Annotated in this window: 17 protein-coding genes; 8 read left to right on the top strand and 9 right to left on the bottom strand. The window is 66.6% G+C overall.

Annotation, left to right across the window (positions count from 1 at the left end):
- Positions 1–236 precede the first annotated feature (236 nt).
- Positions 237–1,598 carry a DNA recombination protein RmuC gene (gene rmuC / locus M6E97_RS17915; protein WP_003081943.1) on the top strand — a complete coding sequence of 454 codons (1,362 nt, stop codon included), beginning with the start codon at positions 237–239 and terminating at the stop codon, positions 1,596–1,598.
- 154 nt (positions 1,599–1,752) lie between these two features.
- On the opposite strand, the gene quiP is transcribed toward rmuC, so the two are convergent.
- The 4 genes from quiP to M6E97_RS17895 all read right to left on the bottom strand — a co-directional run bounded on the left by quiP (position 1,753) and on the right by M6E97_RS17895 (position 5,929).
- Complete coding sequence (gene quiP / locus M6E97_RS17910) at positions 1,753–4,296, bottom strand: acyl-homoserine-lactone acylase QuiP (RefSeq protein WP_034005179.1); 2,544 nt, start codon at positions 4,294–4,296, stop codon at positions 1,753–1,755.
- A 122-nt stretch (positions 4,297–4,418) separates the two neighbouring features.
- Positions 4,419–5,060 (bottom strand): glutathione binding-like protein, encoded by a 642-nt coding sequence (locus M6E97_RS17905; protein ID WP_015503362.1) that lies wholly within the window; start codon positions 5,058–5,060, stop codon positions 4,419–4,421.
- A 166-nt stretch (positions 5,061–5,226) separates the two neighbouring features.
- The gene (locus M6E97_RS17900; protein WP_003081984.1) at positions 5,227–5,427 is read right to left on the bottom strand and encodes an SEC-C metal-binding domain-containing protein; all 201 of its coding nucleotides are present in this window, start codon (positions 5,425–5,427) and stop codon (positions 5,227–5,229) included.
- Positions 5,428–5,434: 7 nt separating this feature from the next.
- Positions 5,435–5,929, bottom strand: coding sequence for an LEA type 2 family protein (locus M6E97_RS17895; RefSeq protein ID WP_003123186.1), 495 nt, complete (start codon positions 5,927–5,929; stop codon positions 5,435–5,437).
- Positions 5,930–6,243: 314 nt separating this feature from the next.
- On the opposite strand from M6E97_RS17895, the gene M6E97_RS17890 reads away from it, so the two are divergent.
- Positions 6,244–6,804 carry a hypothetical protein gene (locus M6E97_RS17890; protein WP_003123185.1) on the top strand — a complete coding sequence of 187 codons (561 nt, stop codon included), beginning with the start codon at positions 6,244–6,246 and terminating at the stop codon, positions 6,802–6,804.
- Positions 6,805–6,922: 118 nt separating this feature from the next.
- Here the strand turns inward: M6E97_RS17890 and M6E97_RS17885 are convergent, their stop codons facing one another.
- From M6E97_RS17885 to M6E97_RS17870, 4 genes are all read right to left on the bottom strand, one after another.
- On the bottom strand, positions 6,923–7,543 hold the full coding sequence (locus M6E97_RS17885; protein WP_003081997.1) for a trimeric intracellular cation channel family protein: 621 nt from the start codon (positions 7,541–7,543) through the stop codon (positions 6,923–6,925).
- Positions 7,544–7,625: 82 nt separating this feature from the next.
- On the bottom strand, positions 7,626–7,943 hold the full coding sequence (locus tag M6E97_RS17880; RefSeq protein ID WP_003086341.1) for a hypothetical protein: 318 nt from the start codon (positions 7,941–7,943) through the stop codon (positions 7,626–7,628).
- Complete coding sequence (locus M6E97_RS17875; RefSeq protein ID WP_003123184.1) at positions 7,943–8,416, bottom strand: YchJ family protein; 474 nt, start codon at positions 8,414–8,416, stop codon at positions 7,943–7,945. The genes M6E97_RS17880 and M6E97_RS17875 overlap by 1 nt, the downstream gene beginning before the upstream one ends.
- 2 nt (positions 8,417–8,418) lie before the next feature.
- A complete protein-coding gene (locus M6E97_RS17870; protein ID WP_003086343.1) occupies positions 8,419–8,916 on the bottom strand; it encodes a DUF6231 family protein in 498 nt (165 codons plus the stop codon).
- A 130-nt stretch (positions 8,917–9,046) separates the two neighbouring features.
- Between M6E97_RS17870 and M6E97_RS17865 the strand changes: the two genes are divergently transcribed.
- The 3 genes from M6E97_RS17865 (at position 9,047) to M6E97_RS17855 (ending at position 10,896) form a co-directional block, all read left to right on the top strand.
- Entirely contained in the window at positions 9,047–9,679 is a 633-nt protein-coding gene (locus M6E97_RS17865) for an OmpA family protein (protein ID WP_003082015.1), read from the top strand.
- A 115-nt stretch (positions 9,680–9,794) separates the two neighbouring features.
- Positions 9,795–10,094, top strand: a complete 300-nt coding sequence (locus tag M6E97_RS17860; protein ID WP_003086345.1) for a DUF1145 domain-containing protein — start codon at positions 9,795–9,797, stop codon at positions 10,092–10,094.
- The gene (locus tag M6E97_RS17855) at positions 10,087–10,896 is read left to right on the top strand and encodes a hypothetical protein (RefSeq protein WP_031636472.1); all 810 of its coding nucleotides are present in this window, start codon (positions 10,087–10,089) and stop codon (positions 10,894–10,896) included. The genes M6E97_RS17860 and M6E97_RS17855 overlap by 8 nt, the downstream gene beginning before the upstream one ends.
- A 38-nt stretch (positions 10,897–10,934) precedes the next feature.
- Here M6E97_RS17855 and M6E97_RS17850 read toward each other — a convergent pair whose 3' ends face one another.
- Positions 10,935–11,399, bottom strand: a complete 465-nt coding sequence (locus tag M6E97_RS17850) for a CopD family protein (protein ID WP_003082024.1) — start codon at positions 11,397–11,399, stop codon at positions 10,935–10,937.
- Between the two features lie 129 nt (positions 11,400–11,528).
- Here M6E97_RS17850 and dinG point away from each other — a divergent pair, with 129 nt between their 5' ends.
- The 3 genes from dinG to M6E97_RS17835 all read left to right on the top strand — a co-directional run bounded on the left by dinG (position 11,529) and on the right by M6E97_RS17835 (position 17,280).
- A complete protein-coding gene (dinG, locus tag M6E97_RS17845) occupies positions 11,529–13,673 on the top strand; it encodes an ATP-dependent DNA helicase DinG (RefSeq protein ID WP_003086351.1) in 2,145 nt (714 codons plus the stop codon).
- 78 nt (positions 13,674–13,751) lie between these two features.
- Positions 13,752–16,025, top strand: coding sequence for a beta-agarase (locus tag M6E97_RS17840; protein ID WP_079381515.1), 2,274 nt, complete (start codon positions 13,752–13,754; stop codon positions 16,023–16,025).
- Between the two features lie 109 nt (positions 16,026–16,134).
- Positions 16,135–17,280, top strand: a complete 1,146-nt coding sequence (locus M6E97_RS17835; protein ID WP_033939240.1) for an EstA family serine hydrolase — start codon at positions 16,135–16,137, stop codon at positions 17,278–17,280.
- Positions 17,281–17,473: the final 193 nt, after the last annotated feature.

The following is a 17,473-nucleotide window of genomic DNA, read 5'->3' as shown; positions in this document are numbered from 1 at the left end:
CGGAAGCGGAGTGCTCGTTCGGCGCGGCGCTATTCGCTCGACGGTCTTTTCCCAAGAACCTAGAATCCGCTGCACGCGCGCCTGCCAGGCGGGTGTTGCGTCGTTTTCCGCTGGAGTGCCCCATGCCCGTCGATCTACCGAACCTGTTGCTTGGCCTGCTGGCTGCCGCGATTCCCCTGGCCGGCCTGGCATGGCAGCTACAGAGAAGGGCCAGCCTGGCGGAGCGCGAGATAGCCTTGCTCGGCGAGCGACTGGCGACCGCGCAACTGGCCCAGGACGGGCTGAATGCGCAGTTGGAGACCAGCAGGGAGGCTTACCAGCAACTCGGCGAGCGCCATGCCAGGCTCTCCGGTGAGGTCGCCGCGCTGCGTCGGGAAGCCGAGTTGATGGGGGAGGAGCGGCAACGGGCGTCCCAGGCGGAGGCACGTTGGGCCAGCGAGCGCCAGGGCCGGGAAGAGGAAGTGCGTCGCCTGGCTTCCGAACGGGCTGCGCTGGCTGCGGAACTGCGCGAGCAGCAGGAAAGCCACCAGCAGCGCCTGACCGACCTGCAGTCGGCCCGCGACGAGTTGCGGGCACAGTTCGCCGAACTGGCGGGAAAGATCTTCGACGAACGCGAACAGCGTTTCGCCGAAACCAGTCAGCAGCGCCTGGGGCAGATGCTCGATCCGCTCAAGGAGCGCATCCAGGCGTTCGAGAAGCGGGTGGAGGAAAGCTACCAGCAGGAAGCGCGCGAGCGTTTCTCCCTGAGCAAGGAACTGGAGCGTCTGCAGCAGCTCAACCTGCGCCTGGGCGAGGAAGCGACCAACCTGACCCGCGCGCTCAAGGGCCAGAAGACCCAGGGCAACTGGGGCGAACTGGTGCTGGAGCGGGTGCTCGAGCATGCGGGCCTGGAAAAAGGCCGGGAATACGAGACCCAGGTCAGCCTGAAGGGCGCCGAGGGCGAACGCTTCCAGCCGGACGTGCTGATCCGCCTGCCCGGCGACAAGCAGGTGGTGGTGGATGCCAAGGTCAGTCTCACGGCCTACCAGCAATACATCGCCGCTGACGACGATCTGTTGCGCCAGCAGGCGCTGAAGCAGCACGTAACGTCGTTGCGCAACCATGTGAAAGGCCTCTCCGGCAAGGACTATCGACGCCTGGAAGGGTTGCACAGCCTCGACTTCGTCCTGCTGTTCATGCCGATCGAGGCGGCTTTCTCGACGGCCCTGCAGGCCGAGCCGAACCTGTTCCAGGACGCCTTCGCGCAGAATATCGTGATAGTCAGCCCGACCACCCTGCTGGCCACCCTGCGGGTAATCGACAGCCTCTGGCGCCAGGAGCGGCAGAACCAGAATGCGCGGGAAATCGCCGAACGTGCCGGTTCGCTGTATGACAAGTTCGTGCTCTTCGTCCAGGACCTCGATGAGGTCGGTTCGCGCCTGCAGCAACTGGACAAGGCCTATGCCGCGGCGCGCAACAAGCTCACCGAGGGACGTGGCAACCTGATCAGTCGCAGCGAGCAACTCAAGCTGCTCGGTGCCCGTGCCAGCAAGAGCCTGCCGACGGACTGGCTGGACCGGGCGCTGGTGGCGCCCGTGGAAGAGGCCGGAGAGGAGTGAGATCAGTTCGATCCCGTGCCCGGGCTTTCGAGAAAACGGAGGCTTTCCGGGAGGGGGATAAAAGAAGGGCGTCCGGAAGGACGCCCTGAAGATGATCATGGAGTAAGTCGGCTGTTCAGAGCCACGGCGCGGAGGAAAGTTCCGCGCCGTCCGTTCAGCGAGCGGGAGTGAGCGTCAGCCGCTTGTTGCCGTAAACGCGATCGAGGTTCTGTGGCTGGAACGGGAAGCTGACGTAGCGCCCCTTGAGCCAGGCGTCGATACCGTCGGCGTAGTGCGGGCTGGCCGGATTGCCGGATTGGCCGCTGCTGTTCACGCCGATCATCGGTTCGCTCTGGCCGAAGTCGACGATTAGCCGCATCGCCGGGATCAGCCAAGTGTCGAAGTCCTGGCCCCAGCCGTAGGCCGATACGTCCAGCGTGGTGTGGTCGCCGCCGGCCGGATAGGGCCCGCGATCGAGATAGCCCTTGATCGCGCCGAGTCCGGCGCGCTCGCCGGCGCCCAGGTAGGGGGCCATTTTCGAGCTGTCGCTCCGCCATTCGTAGGTGTGCAGCTTGCCCCATTGCCAGGCCTTGCGCTCGCTCCCCAGTCGCTGTTCGCAGAACTCCACGGCGGCGGCGAGGCTGCGCGCGAGGATTGCCGGCTTGTCCTCCTTCTGCGGAGTGCGGGTATCGTCCCAGAACGGACTGTCGTCGCGCCCGAGCAGGTGGTCGGCTTGCGCCGAGTAGGAGAGGTTGGCGGTCTCGACGAAGGCTTTCCAGGCAGGACCGTCTTCCGGTCCTAGCTCGTCGAGGAATATCTGCCTGGCGCTCTCGTGGAGGAAGGCGCCGTACAGCGCGGCGTCGCTGGAGCTGGCTGTCAGCTTGCCGTCGAACGCCATCAGCCGGTCGTAGGCCTCCCGCGCCCGGCTGCGTTGCGCCTCCGGCAAGGCGTCGATGGCCTGGCGCAGCGGCGCCGCCATGCCGGGATTGTCGAACATGGCTTGCAGCTTGGCGACGAACAGCGAGGTCTGGTCGTACTGCATGCGGATCATGCTCTGGGTGTCGTGGCTCTTGCTGGCACCGGCGAGCTGGGCGATGCGCTCGGCGCGCTCCGGGTAGTACCAGGAGTTGGACAACTGAGCGCCGTAGCCGGGTTGCACGGTGCGGTGGTTGGCGGTACCCAGCCAGCCCTGCTGCGGGTCCTGGTCGGAGGGGTGGAGGATCGGGTCGGCATAGCCATCCCAGTCGTAGCGGCCGTCCCAGCCAGGGGAGGGCAGCAGGCCGCGACCCTCCTTGCGGTTCGGATAGCGTCCGGTGACCTGCCAGCCGATGTGCTTTTCGTCGGCGAACACGATGTTCAGCGGCATCGCGCGAATCTCGCGGGTGGCGTCGAAGGCCTGCTCGATGGTCTTGGCCCGCGACAGGTCGAAGAAGCCGTCCAGGGTCTTGTCGGCTTCCTGCTGGATGCTCCGGTAGGCCAGTCCGTAGCCGCTCTTCAGCGGCAGCGGCTGGAGGATGTTCTTGCGTTCGCCCAGGGCGCTGTTGAGCAGCGGGCCATGGCGGGTTTCGTGGATGACCTCGCGGATCGGCCGCTGGCCCTTGATGAAGAAGGTTTCCTGGCGTTCGCGGGTTGGCTGCCACTTGCCGTCGGCCAGGTAATAGAGCCGGTTGCCCTGGCGTCGCAACTGTTCCAGGTAGAGATCCTGGTTGTCGCCCAGGACCATGGTCATGCCCCAGGCCAGCTTGCCGTTGAAGCCCGCCACCACGCCCGGCAGACCGGCGATGGAAACGCCCGCGGCCTGGTACTTGGGCGAGCGGATCTGTACGTAGTTCCACACCGACGGCATGCTCAGTGGCAGATGGGTGTCGTTGGCCATCAGGCTCTTGCCGCTGCGGCTGCGTTGTGGCGCGATAGCCCAGTTGTTCGAGGCGGCGACCCCGAGCATGCTCAGCGCTGCGACCTGCCGCGCCGCGCCCTCGACGCCCGCGAGGCCGGGAACCTGCCCGTCCAGGCGCAGGCCCTTGAGCTTTTCCGCCTCGTCGAACGGCAGGTTTTCGTCGGGATAGGTCGGCGTTAGCCAGGCCAGCTTGTCGCTGCCGACCTTCTGCGCGAGCGTCAGCGAGGCGATTTCTTCCTGTAGGTTCACCGCCAGGCCGAAGTTGAGCAGGGCGAAGACCAGGGCCGAGTCCTCGGGCTTCCAGTATTCCGGACGGTAGCCGGACTGGGCCAGGTCCATCGGCAGCTTGTCGCGATAGCGATACAGGTAGGCGTTGACCCCGCGCGCGTAGACCTCGAAGAAGCGTTGCAGGCGCGGCGAGGCGTTCCTGTACTGGATCTCCGCGGCCTGGCGCAGGTTCACGGTACGCATGAAACGGTCGATCTCCAGCGCGCCGGGGCCGGCCATCTCGGCCAGCCGTCCCTGGGCCAGCAGGCGCAGGCTGACCATCTGGCTCAGGCGGTCGGAGGCGTGTACGTAGCCCAGGGCGAACAACGCGTCATGGAAGGTGCCGGTTTCGATCAGTGGCATGCCCAGCGCGTTGCGCCGGATCGATACGTTTTGCGCCAGGCCCTTGATCGGTTGTACGCCGGAGGTCGGCGGCAGGCTGTCGGCGTAGCGATCGTCGAGCCAGGACTGGCAACCGGCCAGGCCCAGGAGGGTGCCGAAGGCCGCGGCGGCGCCGCAACGGGGAAGAAAACGCATGAAGGCTGGCGAGGCCATGGGGTGGGGGCTCCTGCGGGAGTGGTCGCGTCGAGAGGCGCTACGTTAGTGAGGACCGCAGGGCTGCGCAAGCTCCGCCTGCGGTCGTCCGCGAGGACGTCCGCAGGCCGGCTCGAGACTGGCTACTTCGGCGGATTGATGCGCTCCACCAAAGCATAGGCGCGTTGCGTCGCCGGACGCTGGCGAATGCTCTCGAACCAGCGCTGCAGGTGCGGGAAGTCGGCGAGATCCTGCTCCTGCCACTGGTGTGGGACGATCCACGGATAGATGGCCATGTCGGCGATGCTGTAGTCGTCGCCGGCGACGAAGGCGCGGTCCGCCAGGCGCTGGTCGAGAACGCCGTACAGGCGCGCGGTTTCCTTGACGTAACGGTCGATGGCGTAGGGAATCTTCTCCGGGGCGAAGCGGTTGAAATGGTGGTTCTGCCCGGCCATCGGCCCCAGCCCGCCCATCTGCCAGAACAGCCACTGCAGGGTTTCCTGGCGCGCGCGCAGGTCCTTGGCGAGGAACCGTCCGGTCTTTTCCGCGAGATAGAGCAGGATGGCGCCGGACTCGAACAGCGGCAGGGGAGCGCCGCCGTCGGCCGGTTGGCGATCGACGATGGCGGGAATCTTGTTGTTCGGCGACACCTTCAGGAAATCCGCCTGGAACTGGTCGCCCTGGCTGATGTTGATCGGATGGATGGCGTAGGGCAGGCCGGTTTCTTCCAGGAAAAGAGTAATCTTGTGGCCGTTCGGGGTGGTCCAGTAGTACAGGTCGATCATCGGTGCGTCTCCGGCTCGTCGATGGGCTACGAACGGAAGACTCTACGCCAGGAACCTAGGTTCGATGCAAACCGCTGTCGCGCATGACGCCCCGGCAGGGCTGGTGGCGCGCCAACGAAAAGGCCCGCTGCTCAGCGGGCCTTCGGATGCCGGCGCGTGCGAAGGGTCAGGCGCCGTGGCACTTCTTGAATTTCTTCTCGCTGCCGCAGGGGCAGGGATCGTTGCGGCCTACGGCCTTGAGCGGATTGCGCACCGGCTCGTGGCTGTGGTTGCAGTGCGGACCGTGGACATGACCATGGCCATGATCGTGATGATGATCGTGGTCGTGGTTGCAGTTCGGGCCGTGTACGTGGGGTTCCTGACTCATGGTGGACCTATTCTGGGATGAAATCGCCGGGAATTATCTCGCCATTTCGTCTCAGGTGCACGCTGCGGCCGAACATCAGTCCGGTCTTCACTTCGCCCTGCAGGCGGTAGCGGATCGGCTCCTCGGGACGCTCGAGGAGCTTGACGATGTATTTCATGTGGCGCCAGAGATTGGTTCGCACCGGCACGTCGAATACCTCGTGGCCGTGGGCGGGAACCGTGAACCACTGGCCGGACTCGCCTTCTGCGAGCTGGATGTCGTTCAGTTGCACGGCGTACTGCAGGCCGCGTACCGGCAGGCTGAAATCGTTGGGGTTGTCGATGCGGAAGCGCATCACGAACTCCTGTTCCAGCAATCGTGCCTTGACCACTTCCACCTTCAGCAGCTTGACGTCGGGGTCTTCGAAGCTGCCGGTCATCCAGCTGCAGCCCGAGAGATTGGAGAGAACTCCCCACGCCATTATTAGGCTGATAATTCTTATCATTTGCGCCTGGTAATTCATGCTATTCCCCCCGAGACGCCCCAGTTTAACAAGCAGTGATTGTGCTGCAACTTATTGTTGTATAGAGGAAAGATGTTTCAGGTACAGGCCTGTGTCCATATGTTTCCCGTAGCGCAGTCGGGGGAGCATGGAGAAGCGCGTACGCCCGTGCAAGTCTTCCCGTCGGCTGGCGTGACCGGCTCGGCTAACCTGAACGGACCCGCCGGCCAATTTGCCGGACCCAGTCACTCCACGCGTGGCTGTCGATGGGTACAATCGTTCGACGAAACGCCAGGGCCGCCATGCCGAGCGGCCCTTCACTCGGAGAGATGCCAATGAGCCGCTTTGAAATCGCCTTTTCCGGCCAGTTGGTCGCCGGCGCCCGGCCCGAGGTGGTCAAGGCCAACCTGGCCAAGCTGTTCCAGGCCGACGCGCAGCGTATCGAACTGCTGTTCTCCGGCCGCCGGGTGGTGATCAAGAACAACCTCGATGCCGCCTCCGCGGAAAAATACCGCAGCGTGCTGGAGCGAGCGGGAGCGATTGCCGTGGTCGCCGAGATGGAGATCGAGGAGGTGGTCATGGCGCCGCCGCCTGCGCAGCAGGCCGCCGTGGAAGCCCCACAGGCCCGCGTCGCTGCGCGGGACAGCGCGCCCTCCGGGCGTTTGCAGGTAGCGCCGCGGGACGGCTACATGGCGGCGTTCGCCGAGGTCGATGCGCCGGATTTCGGCCTTGCTCCGGTCGGCGCCGACCTACAGGACGCCAAGGCCGAAGCCGAGGCGCCGAAGCTCGACCTGAGCCGCTTCAGCGTCGCCCCGGTCGGTAGCGACATGGGCCAGGCACGCCCCGAGCCAGCGGCTCCGGCTCCGGACACCAGCCACCTGCGCCTGCAGGACTGAGGCGGGCAGCGGCCTGCGACAAGCGTGGGCGTGGGGCGGATAACCGCGTCGCGGGGCCGTGGCATCGGGGACAGGCGAGGGGTTGGAGGAACGCGTCGACCAGGGGCAGGCGCTTGCTTCAGTGGTCGAAATCGTCCTGGTAGACGAACTTGGGCATTTCCCAGTGGAAGCGGATGGCCAGCAGGCGGAACAGGAAGCCGCTGAACAGGGTGATCAGCATCGCCTGTTCGGAGGGCAGTTCCAGCTCCACGCAGATCAGGTAGCACCAGGCGCTGGCGAAGGACACGCTGGCATAGAGTTCGCGGCGGAAGATCAAGGGTACGTCGTTGCACAGGATGTCGCGGAGAATGCCGCCGAACACCCCGGTGATCACCCCGCTGATCGCCGCGATCAGCAGGCTGTGGCCCATTTCCAGGCTGACCTGGCAGCCGATCAGGGTGAAAGCCACCAGGCCGACCGCGTCGAGTACCAGGAACAGCGAGCGCAGGTGGCGCATCAGCGGCGCGATGAACACCGTGACCAGCGCGGCGACTGCGGTCAGCGCCAGGTATTCCGGGTGACGGACCCAGGTCAGCGGGTAATGGCCCAGCAGCATGTCGCGTACCGAGCCGCCGCCCAGGGCGGTGACGCAGGCGATCAGCACCACGCCGAACAGGTCCATGCTGCGCCGGCCGGCCGACAGCGCGCCGGTCATGGCTTCGGCGGTGATGGCGATGATGTAGAGCACGGTCAGCAGCATGGGGATGGGGCCCGGATGAAAAGGCTGCGCATTCTACCCGAGCGCTCGTCAACGCCCAAACCGCGCAGCCTGGCGCAGCATCTCAGGCGTGCATGCGCAACCAGAAGCGTTCCTGGCAGGCGTTGACGAAGTGCTTGTAGCGTGGGCTGATTTCCCGCCCGGCGGAATCCAGCACTTCGTAGCCGATCCAGCATTCCTCGCAGGCCCCGCTGCTTGGCAGGAGGTCGCGCTCGCAGTGCTGGCGCAGGCGCACGCCGTTGTCGAAACGGTAGAGCGCTTCGCAGCTGTGGATCTCGACGCCGTCCTCGCAGCGCTGTTGCTCTTCGACCTGCGCATCGCTTATCGAGACTGGCGAGGGCAGGGCATGGATGGCGCGGATATAGCTGGCGAGCGAATGCATCAGGTGATCCACGGACCGCAGCATTTCTTCAGCTTGCCGCCGGCGCCGCAGGGGCAGGGGTCGTTGCGGCCGAGTTTCAGGGCCACGGTCGGATCGAGGAAGTACCAGCGACCGTTGCGCTGGACGAAGCCGGAACATTCGCGATGGGCATGTTCCCCCTCGGCGTCGTGCCAGCGCGCGACGAAGGTGACTCGCGCATGCTCCGGCTGGCCGCCGAGCACCTCGTGGTTTTCCACCTCCAGGCCGAGCCAGGTGCTGCCGTGGCTCCAGGCGCGGATGCCGTCGAGATCGAGGCCGGCCTGTTGCGCCGGCAGCGTGGTGTCGCGCAGGTAGTCCACCAGTCCGAGAGCATAGGCGCTGTAGCGCGAGCGCATCAGGGCTTCCGCGGTGGGCGCGGGATGTCCCTGGTGATAGCGGCCGCAGCAATCGTCGAGCGGGTCGCCGCTGCCGCAGGGGCAGGTGGGTTGGGTCATGGTTACCACCAGTACTTGCCGAAGTTTTCCGGGTTGGCCCAGAACTTGGCGTTCAGCCAATCGGGGACCTGCTTGTACTCGTACAGGTCGTAGGTGTACAGGGTCAGCGTCTGGCCTTCGCGCTGGAAGCGTTCGCTGTTCTGCATGGCGAGGGCGAAGAAGTCGGTTTCCTGCCAGTCGCTGGCCTCGAGGTCGACCAGTACGGCGACCCGGCTGGCGTTCAGGTTGCGCACGCCCGCGAGCAACTGCAGACCGGTGCGCTGCGGCAGGTGTTCCAGGCAATCGACGAACAGCGCGAGGTCGAAGCGCTGGCCGGCCAGTTCGGCGGGCAATGCCGCCGCCGGGCTGTGCGCCAGTTGGCACTGGGGATGGTTGTGGATGAAGGCCTCCACCGCCGGCAGCCGGCTGGCGCCGACCAGCAGCAAGCGCTTCGGCGCGTAGCGGGCGAGCAACGCGGCCAGGGCCTGCTGCGGGGTGCGGGGAGAAATCGGTTCGCTCATGGGAAAACACTCTCCTGGGATTCGCCAAGACTAGCCTGAAGCGCCTGCATGGCCTAGTGCTGGCGCTTTTTTCGGCTGGGGTCTTTACTCCCTATTTGTCGGTTACAACCGATCCACGAGGAGAGTTCCAATGAGCATCACGAGGACCGCTTTACCCCTGATTCTGGTCAGCGGCTTGCTGACCGGTTGCGCAGGGTTGCAGAAAAGCGACTGGCCGACCTGTGCGGCGGTCGGTGGTGTTACCGGCGCCGGCCTGGGCGCGATCGAAAGCAGCAGCTGGGCTGGCTGGGGCGCCCTGATCGGCGGTGGCGTCGGTGCCGCCTATTGCTGGGTGCACGGTGCCGGCGAACAGGTCGCGCCGCCGCCTCCGCAGCCGGTCGAGGAAGTCGCGCCGCCGCCTCCTGTCGTCAAGGAAGAAACCATTGTCGTGCGCGACCTGCACTTCGCCTTCGATTCGTCGAAGGTGGACGCCGCCGACAGCGAGAAGCTCAACGGCATCGCCGAACGCCTGAAAGGCGAGGCGGCCAGTACGCGCCTGAGTATCACCGGGCATACCGACAGCGTCGGTTCCGATGCCTACAACCAGAAGCTGTCGGAACGGCGCGCGAATGCCGTGGCGAACTATCTGATCGATGCCGGGGTGCCTTCGAGCATCATCGTCGGCGTGCAGGGATTGGGCGAAAGCCAGCCGGTCGCCGACAACAAGACTCGCGAAGGGCGGGCCGAGAATCGCCGGGTGGAAATCCTCATCAAGCGCGAATGACGCTGGCGGCACGGAGCAGAACGGGGGCGTCGAAGCCCCCGTTTTCGTTCATGGCTGGCGCCGCGGCGGGCTGGCGAGTATGTTCCCCCGCACACGATGTCTTGGGGGGAGTTCCATGAAAGCGTTTCTCGGGCTGGGCAAGCTCGTGACCCTGGTGTTCTGGGGCGCGGTGCTGGTCAATCTGCTGCATCCGTTCGCCTATCCGCTGAACTGGCTGTTGTCGATAGCCGGCGGCCTGATCCTGTTGATCCACCTGATCGAGATTCTCGTCCTCGGACGACGCCTGAAAGCGCGTGCGCATCCCTGGCTGGACCGTCTCCAGGTCTTGCTGTTCGGGGTCTTCCACATGCTTGCGTTGCCGGCGCTGAGCCCGGCCAGCGAGTTGCCGCAGGACAAGGAGGACGATCATGCGTAAGGCCATGCTCGGATTGTTCCTGGTCGTTCCCCTGGCCTGGGCTGGCGCCGCGTTTTCGGCCGAGGCGCCGACGGCACGCCAGCAGGGTATCGGCGGAACCGTGAAGGTTCAGGCGAACTCGGTGATGCGCCTGCCCAAGCGGGCCCAGGAGCTGCGCCTGCGCAGAGTGGAGATCGGCGAGGATGCCGCCCTGCTGATTCCGCTGGAGGTCAGCGTCTTGCGCATCGAGGAACTGCACATGGCGAAGAACGCCCGGATCGGCGTGGCGCCGGGCGAAGAGCGAATCAGCATCGAAGTCGTCAGCGGCCGCCTGGCCGATGGCAGCATCATTTCCGCGCCCGGCGCGACCGGCACCTTCCGGCAAAGCGCCGGTAACGGCCGCGACCTGACCCTGCGCTTGCAGGCGGTGGAGGTGGAAAGCCTGCTGCTGGACGCCCGCGGTGGCGTCGGCGCGCCAGGCTACGATGGCCTGGACGGGGCTTCCGGCAAGGCCTCCGGCTGCCTCTGGGGCAGCGCGCTGAAAGGTGGCGACGGCCAATCCGGAAGCGACGGCGGTCCGGGCGGGGCGGGCGGTCGGATTCGTCTGGAAGTGCCGGGCGATTTTCCTCTGGAGCGCTTGCAAACCCGTCTGCAAGGCGGCGTCGGCGGCGCTGGAGGCAAGGCCGGCAAACCGGGTGCGGCGGATAACGCCACCGGTTGCTGGATCTACTCGGTGGATGCCGGTCGTGCGGGGCGCAGCGGAGAGGACGGCGCGAACGGCACCAACGGCAGCGACGGCAGCCTCGACGTCGTGCGCTTCTGAGGAGCGGCCGGCAGCATAGCTGCCGGCGCATCGCCGGTTCAGAGGCTCGGGCGTGCCGCTACCAGGGCTATCAGCAACAGGCCGAGGAGCAGGTTGAAGCCAACGGTGCGGCGGATCTTCCCCAGCGCCTGCCCGCCTGCCGGCCAGTCCTGGGCCTGCACCGCGCGGCGCAGTTCCGGCACTTGCAGCGCCTGCACCCGCAGGAAGAGAGCCAGCATGGCGACGTAGAGCCCCATCATTACCTGTACGTAGCGCGGCGCGCCGGCGAAACCGTTGAAACTCAGGTGCAGCATGCCGACGCCGCTGATCGGCAGCAGGATCACCGCCGCCCAGACCCAATGGAAGAAACGGCGGAACACCTCCAGCCACAGGCCCAGGCGGGCTGGGGCCTCCAGCGCGGCGACGGCCGCCGGACGAAGAATCGTCCAGGCGAAGAACATGCCTCCGACCCAGACCAGGGCGGCCAGGACATGCAGGGCGTAGACGAGGGCGTAGGGGGTCATTCGGCGATCTCCGCTGGCGGTTGTGACGAAGCGCGTTATCATAGCCGCCCTGTCGAACCACTGAAAATTTATCCAGCTATGGCGCGCCGGCGGATTCGCCTTCCGCTGCGCGCCGGGCCCAGGAATTCCATGCTCAGCGCCGAACTCAAGTCCCAGATCCAGGGTGCCTACACCCGCTTTCTCGAAGCCAAGGAGCTGAAGCCTCGCTATGGCCAGCGCCTGATGATCGCCGAAGTGGCCAAGGCCCTCGGCGCGATCAAGGAGGACGAGGAGGGGCACCGCGAGGGCGAGCCGGCGGTGGTCGCGGTGGAGGCCGGAACCGGTACCGGCAAGACCGTGGCCTACAGCCTGGCGGCGATCGCCTGCGCCAAGGCCAGTGGCAAGCGCCTGGTGATAGCCACCGCGACCGTCGCCCTGCAGGAGCAGATCGTCCACAAGGATCTCCCCGACCTGCTGCGCAACAGCGGGCTGGCCTTCAGCTTCGCCCTGGCCAAGGGCCGCGGGCGCTACCTGTGCCTGTCCAAGCTCGACGTGCTGCTGCAGGAAGGCCAGGCGCAAAGCGCGACGGCGCAACTGTTCGCCGACGACGGTTTCAACATCGACGTCGACGAGACCAGCAGCAAGCTGTTCAACCAGATGATCGAACGCCTGGCCGGCAACCGCTGGGACGGCGACCGCGACAGCTGGCCGGAGGCGATCGACGACGCGCATTGGGCGCAGCTCACCACCGATCACAGCCAGTGCACCAACCGACATTGCCCGAACTTCCAGCAGTGCGCCTTCTACAAGGCGCGCGAAGGGATGACCAAGGTCGACGTGATCGTCACCAACCACGACCTGGTCCTGGCTGACCTGGCCCTGGGCGGCGGCGCCATCCTGCCCGATCCGCGCGAGACCCTCTACGTGTTCGACGAGGGCCATCACCTGCCGGACAAGGCGATTGGCCATTTCGCCCATTTCACCCGCCTGCGCGCTACCGCCGACTGGCTGGAGCAGATCGCCAAGAACCTCACCAAGCTGCTCGCCCAGCACCCGCTGCCGGGCGACCTCGGCCGCCTGATCGAACAGGTGCCGGAGCTGGCCCGGGAGATCAAGACCCAGCAGCAGTTCATGTTCACCGCCTGCGAAGAGATCGGCGATTTTCGCGCCGGCGAGGACATGGAAGGTCGCGAGCGGCCGCGTCACCGTTTCGTCGGCGGGGTGGTCCCCGAGCATATCCGCGAGATGGGCATCGAGCTGAAGAAAGGCTTCTCCAAGCTGACCGACCTGTTCACCCGTCTCACCGATATCCTCAAGGAGGCGATGGACGGCGAAGGCGCCGGCGGCATCGCCAGCCACCAGGCGGAAGAGTGGTACCCGCTGTTCGGTAGTCTTTTGGCGCGCGCCCAGGGCAACTGGGAACTGTGGACCGCATTCACCTGCGAGGACCCGCAGGACAGCCCGCCGATGGCGCGCTGGCTGACCCTCGCCGAGAGCGGCAGCTTCTACGACATCGAAGCCAACGCCAGCCCGATCCTCGCCGCCGAGACCCTGCGCCGCAACCTGTGGAACGTCGCCTATGGCGTGCTGGTGACCTCGGCGACCCTGACCGCGTTGGGCACCTTCGACCGCTACCGCATGCGCGCCGGCCTGCCGCGCAACGCGGTCACCGCGGTGGTGCCGAGCCCCTTCCACCATGCCGAGGCCGGGGTATTGCGGGTCCCCGACCTCAAGGCGGATCCGCGCAACGCCGCCGAGCACACCGCGGCGATCATTCGCGAGCTGCCGGAACTGGTGAAGGGCGCGCGCGGCAGCCTGGTGCTGTTCTCCTCGCGCAAGCAGATGCAGGAGGTCTTCGACGGTCTCGACCGCGACTGGCGCAAGCGGGTGTTCATCCAGGGCAACCTGTCCAAGCAGGAAACCCTGAACAAGCACAAGTCGCGAGTCGACGACGGTGAGGACAGCGTGCTCTTCGGCCTCGCCAGCTTCGCCGAAGGCGTGGACCTGCCGGGGGCCTATTGCGAACACGTGGTGATCGCCAAGATTCCCTTCGCGGTACCCGACGACCCGGTGGAGGCGGCGCTGGCCGAGTGGATCGAGGCGCGCGGCGGCAATCCGTTCATGGAGATCGCCGTGCCAGACGCCTCGCTGCGGTTGGTCCAGGCCTGCGGGCGGCTGCTGCGCACCGAGCAGGACCGCGGCACCATCACCCTGCTGGATCGCCGCGTGGTCACCCAGCGCTACGGCAAGGCTATCCTCAATGCATTGCCGCCGTTCCGGCGGGAAATCGCCTGACGCGCTGATCTGCGCGGAGGGCGCCAGCCTTCACGTCCGAGCCGCATCGGGAAATTCCCGGCATTTGTCCATGCCGGGATGGAGTTAAGGAAAACAGGCTTCATGATCCGTTCGCGTTGGCATCTTCCCCTGCTTCTCGGCCTGCTCGCGGTGGCCGCGCCGCTGGCGGCGAACGACACCCAGCAGGTGCTGTTCAACTTCGTCAAGCCGATGGCCGTGGTCGGCATCACCCTGGAGGATGCCGACCTGCCCAGCGTGACGGCGGAGGCCACCCCGGAGGGCGACATTCTCCGTCGCGTCACCTTCAGCCCGGCGCAACGGCCCACCTTGCGCATGAGTCCGGCGCAGGGCCGTTGGGACTGGTCCGCAGCGGACTACGTGAGCCTGCGCATCCAGAACGCCATGAGCTGGGACATGACCCTGGAGGTCGCGATCGAGGGCGAGCAGGGTGCGCCGGGGTTGCAGGCATCCATCGAGCTTCCGGCAGGCCCGCCGCAGACCCTGCTGGTGCCGTTGCGGGCGGTTTCGCCAGAGGCTCTGGGCATGCGTGCGGGGCCGCCGATGCCGCAGATGGTCGAAGGCCAGCGGGTGCTGCTGGCGCCACGCGTGGAGGGCTCGCTGGACCGCGCCAGGGTCGGGGCGCTGAGCCTGTCCCTGCGCTCGCCGCAAGCTCCCCAGAGCATCCTGCTCGGACGTTTCGGCATACGCGCAGGGAGAGCGGTGGAGCGGAGCATCCTGACCGGCCTGATCGATCGTTATGGCCAGTACAGCCGCGCCGACTGGCCGGAAAAGATTCGTTCCGACGAACAGTTGCGCAGCGCCTATGCGGCCGAGGCCGCACAGCTCCGCGACTGGGAACGGCAGACACCGGCGCGCGACCGTTTCGGCGGCCTGCTGGGTGGGCCGGTGTTCGAAGCCAGCGGCTTCTTCCGCACGGAAAAACGTGGCGGGCGCTGGTGGCTGGTTACTCCGGAAGGACATCCGTTCTGGTCGCTGGGCGTTAATGCGGTGACCGCCGACGGCAGCCGGACCTACGTCGAAGGACGCGAGCCGATGTTCGCCGAACTGCCGGCGGAGGGTGAGCCGCTGGCCGCATTCTTCGGTGAGGGCGACGACCGCCGCGGCGTCGCCGCGCAGGCCGGGCGGCGTTTCGGGCATGGCCGCTGGTTCGATTTCCTCGGTGCCAATCGCCAGCGCATCGCTCCCCAGGCGAGCGCCGACCAGCTCGCCGGCGAATGGCGCCAGCGCACCCTGGAGCGCCTCTCGGCATGGGGTTTCAACAGCCTCGGCAACTGGAGCGATCCGGCGCTCGCCGCACAGGCGCGGATGCCCTACAGCCTGCCGCTGTCGATCGCCGGCGACTACGCCACGGTCAGCAGCGGTTTCGACTGGTGGGGAGCCATGCCCGATCCCTTCGACCCGCGCTTCGCCATGGCCGCCGAGCGCGTCATCGCCATCGCTGCTCGCGACCACCGCGACGATCCCTGGCTGTTCGGCTACTACGCCGACAACGAACTGGCCTGGGCCGGGCGCGACGGCTCGGCCCAGGCGCGCTACGGCCTCGCTTTCGGAGCCTTGAGGCTGTCCATGGACAGTCCGGCGAAGCGCGCCTTCGTCAAGCAATTGAAAGCCAAGTACCTGCGCCATGAGGCATTGGCCCAGGCCTGGGGCATCGAGCTGGCCGCCTGGGAGGCCCTGGAGGCGCCGGGCTACGCGGCTCCGCTGCCGGGCGAGGGGCATCCGGCCATCGCCGAGGACTACAGCGCCTTCCTCCGGCTGTATGCCGACGCTTACTTCAAGACCCTGCGCGACGCCCTGCAATGGCACGCACCGAACCACCTCCTGCTCGGCGGCCGCTTCGCCGTCAGCACTCCCGAGGCGATCACCTCCTGCGCCCGGTATTGCGACCTGCTCAGTTTCAACCTCTATACGCCGTTGCCCGGGCAGGGCCTGGACGACTCCCTGCTGGCGCGGCTGGACAAGCCGGTGCTGATCAGCGAGTTCCACTTCGGCTCGCGGGATCGCGGTCCGTTCTGGGGTGGCGTCAGCGAGGCGGCCAATGAGCGGGCGCGCGGCGACTCCTACCGAACGTTCCTGGAGGCGGCGCTGAAGAGTCCGTATATCGTCGGCGCCCACTGGTTCCAGTACCTCGACCAACCGGCCAGCGGGCGCCTGCTGGACGGCGAGAACGGTCATATTGGCCTGGTCGGGATCACGGGCTTGCCGTTCGCCGGTTTCGTCGACACGGTGCGCCGAAGCAACCTTGCCGCCCTGTCGCGACTGTCGGCGATGGCCAGCTCCATGCCTGCCGTCGAGCCTCCGCCGCCGCGCGAGGATTCAGCCGGTTCATGAGCGCGCATTCACCGCCGCCCGCTTGCGGCGAACCCCTCTTATGTCAGGGTTCACAAGGCCGCCGAGGGCTGGAAGAATGCTCCGACCACTTTCCCACCGGAACTTGCCCATGACGCCCGAAGGCCACTGTGACAGCCGTTTCGCCCCGCTTGCCGAGGCCTTCGCCCGGCTTTTCGACAATCCGCAGGAGCGCGGCGCGGCGTTGTGCCTGGAGGTCGGTGGCGAGACGGTGGTCGACCTCTGGGGCGGCGTCGCGGACAAGGACGGCGAGCAGCCCTGGCAGCGCGACACCATCCTCAATCTGTTCTCCTGCACCAAGACCTTCACCGCCGTTGCCGTGCTGCAACTGGTGGCCGAGGGCAAGCTCGAACTGGACGCGCCGGTGGCACTCTACTGGCCCGAGTTCGCCGCGGCCGGCAAGGCAGCGACCAGCGTGCGCCAGTTGCTCTGCCATCGCGCCGGCCTGCCGGCGCTGCGCAAGCAGATGCCGCCCGAGGCACTCTACGACTGGCAGGCGATGACCGCGGCACTGGCCGCCGAGGAGCCCTGGTGGACGCCCGGCGAAGCGCACGGCTATGCACCGATTACCTACGGCTGGCTGCTCGGCGAGGTGATCCGCCGGGTCGACGGCCGCGAGCCGGGCGAGGCCATCGTGGCGCGTACCGCGACACCGCTGGGCCTGGATTTCCATATCGGCCTGGACGACAGCCAGTTCGGCCGCGTCGCCCACATGGCGCGGAGCAAGGGCAGCCTCGGCGACGCTGCCGCCCAGCGCATGCTGAAGACCATGATGAGCGAGCCATTGGCGCTGACCACCCGCGCCTTCACCAATCCGCCGTCGATCCTCACCAGCACCAACAAGCCGGAATGGCGACGCATGCAGCAGCCGGCCGCCAATGGCCATGGCAACGCGCGCGCGCTCGCCGGCTTCTATAGCGGCCTGTTGCAGGGACGTTTGCTGGAAGATGAACTGCTGGGCCAGTTGGCCCACGAACACGCGGTAGGCGAGGATCGGACCTTGCTGACCCGGACCCGCTTCGGCCTCGGCACCATGCTCGACCAACCGGGCGTGGCCAATGCGACCTACGGACTCGGCCCCAAGGCCTTCGGCCACCCTGGGGCGGGTGGCTCGATCGGCTTCGCCGATCCCGAGCGCGACCTGGCTTTTTCCTTTGTCAGCAACGCCTTGGGGCCGTACGTGCTGATGGATCCGCGGGCGCAACAGCTGGCGCGTGTCGCGGGGGAGTGTCTGTAATCCGTTGGTTAACTTTTAACCGCTTGTCGGCTCGACGCTAAATTTCATTGCCAAATAATGGCTTAGCGACACAATCTAAAGCGTCGTATGAGATAGGGCGTTGCCGGGGCAGTGGATCGACTCCGGCATCGCTGCGATGTGACCGGCGGTTGAGCCGAATGTTCCATCGGGCTCGCCTTCTTTCACTTCCAAC

The sequence above is a fragment of the Pseudomonas sp. B111 genome, from assembly GCF_026428275.1.
Lineage (GTDB): Bacteria > Pseudomonadota > Gammaproteobacteria > Pseudomonadales > Pseudomonadaceae > Pseudomonas > Pseudomonas aeruginosa.
Note: the sequence above shows the minus strand (reverse complement) of the source record. Positions and strands in the feature narration are given on the sequence as shown.

Excerpts from the sequence above, each read along its gene's own strand:
- quiP (WP_034005179.1), bottom strand. The coding sequence starts at position 4,296 with ATGGCCTCGCCAGCCTTCATGCGTTTTCTTCCCCGTTGCGGCGCCGCC.
- M6E97_RS17905 (WP_015503362.1), bottom strand. The coding sequence starts at position 5,060 with ATGATCGACCTGTACTACTGGACCACCCCGAACGGCCACAAGATTACT.
- M6E97_RS17900 (WP_003081984.1), bottom strand. The coding sequence starts at position 5,427 with ATGAGTCAGGAACCCCACGTACACGGCCCGAACTGCAACCACGACCAC.
- M6E97_RS17895 (WP_003123186.1), bottom strand. The coding sequence starts at position 5,929 with ATGAATTACCAGGCGCAAATGATAAGAATTATCAGCCTAATAATGGCG.
- M6E97_RS17890 (WP_003123185.1), top strand. The coding sequence starts at position 6,244 with ATGAGCCGCTTTGAAATCGCCTTTTCCGGCCAGTTGGTCGCCGGCGCC.
- M6E97_RS17885 (WP_003081997.1), bottom strand. The coding sequence starts at position 7,543 with ATGCTGCTGACCGTGCTCTACATCATCGCCATCACCGCCGAAGCCATG.
- M6E97_RS17880 (WP_003086341.1), bottom strand. The coding sequence starts at position 7,943 with ATGCATTCGCTCGCCAGCTATATCCGCGCCATCCATGCCCTGCCCTCG.
- M6E97_RS17875 (WP_003123184.1), bottom strand. The coding sequence starts at position 8,416 with ATGACCCAACCCACCTGCCCCTGCGGCAGCGGCGACCCGCTCGACGAT.
- M6E97_RS17870 (WP_003086343.1), bottom strand. The coding sequence starts at position 8,916 with ATGAGCGAACCGATTTCTCCCCGCACCCCGCAGCAGGCCCTGGCCGCG.
- M6E97_RS17865 (WP_003082015.1), top strand. The coding sequence starts at position 9,047 with ATGAGCATCACGAGGACCGCTTTACCCCTGATTCTGGTCAGCGGCTTG.
- M6E97_RS17860 (WP_003086345.1), top strand. The coding sequence starts at position 9,795 with ATGAAAGCGTTTCTCGGGCTGGGCAAGCTCGTGACCCTGGTGTTCTGG.
- M6E97_RS17855 (WP_031636472.1), top strand. The coding sequence starts at position 10,087 with ATGCGTAAGGCCATGCTCGGATTGTTCCTGGTCGTTCCCCTGGCCTGG.
- M6E97_RS17850 (WP_003082024.1), bottom strand. The coding sequence starts at position 11,399 with ATGACCCCCTACGCCCTCGTCTACGCCCTGCATGTCCTGGCCGCCCTG.
- dinG (WP_003086351.1), top strand. The coding sequence starts at position 11,529 with ATGCTCAGCGCCGAACTCAAGTCCCAGATCCAGGGTGCCTACACCCGC.
- M6E97_RS17840 (WP_079381515.1), top strand. The coding sequence starts at position 13,752 with ATGGAGTTAAGGAAAACAGGCTTCATGATCCGTTCGCGTTGGCATCTT.
- M6E97_RS17835 (WP_033939240.1), top strand. The coding sequence starts at position 16,135 with ATGACGCCCGAAGGCCACTGTGACAGCCGTTTCGCCCCGCTTGCCGAG.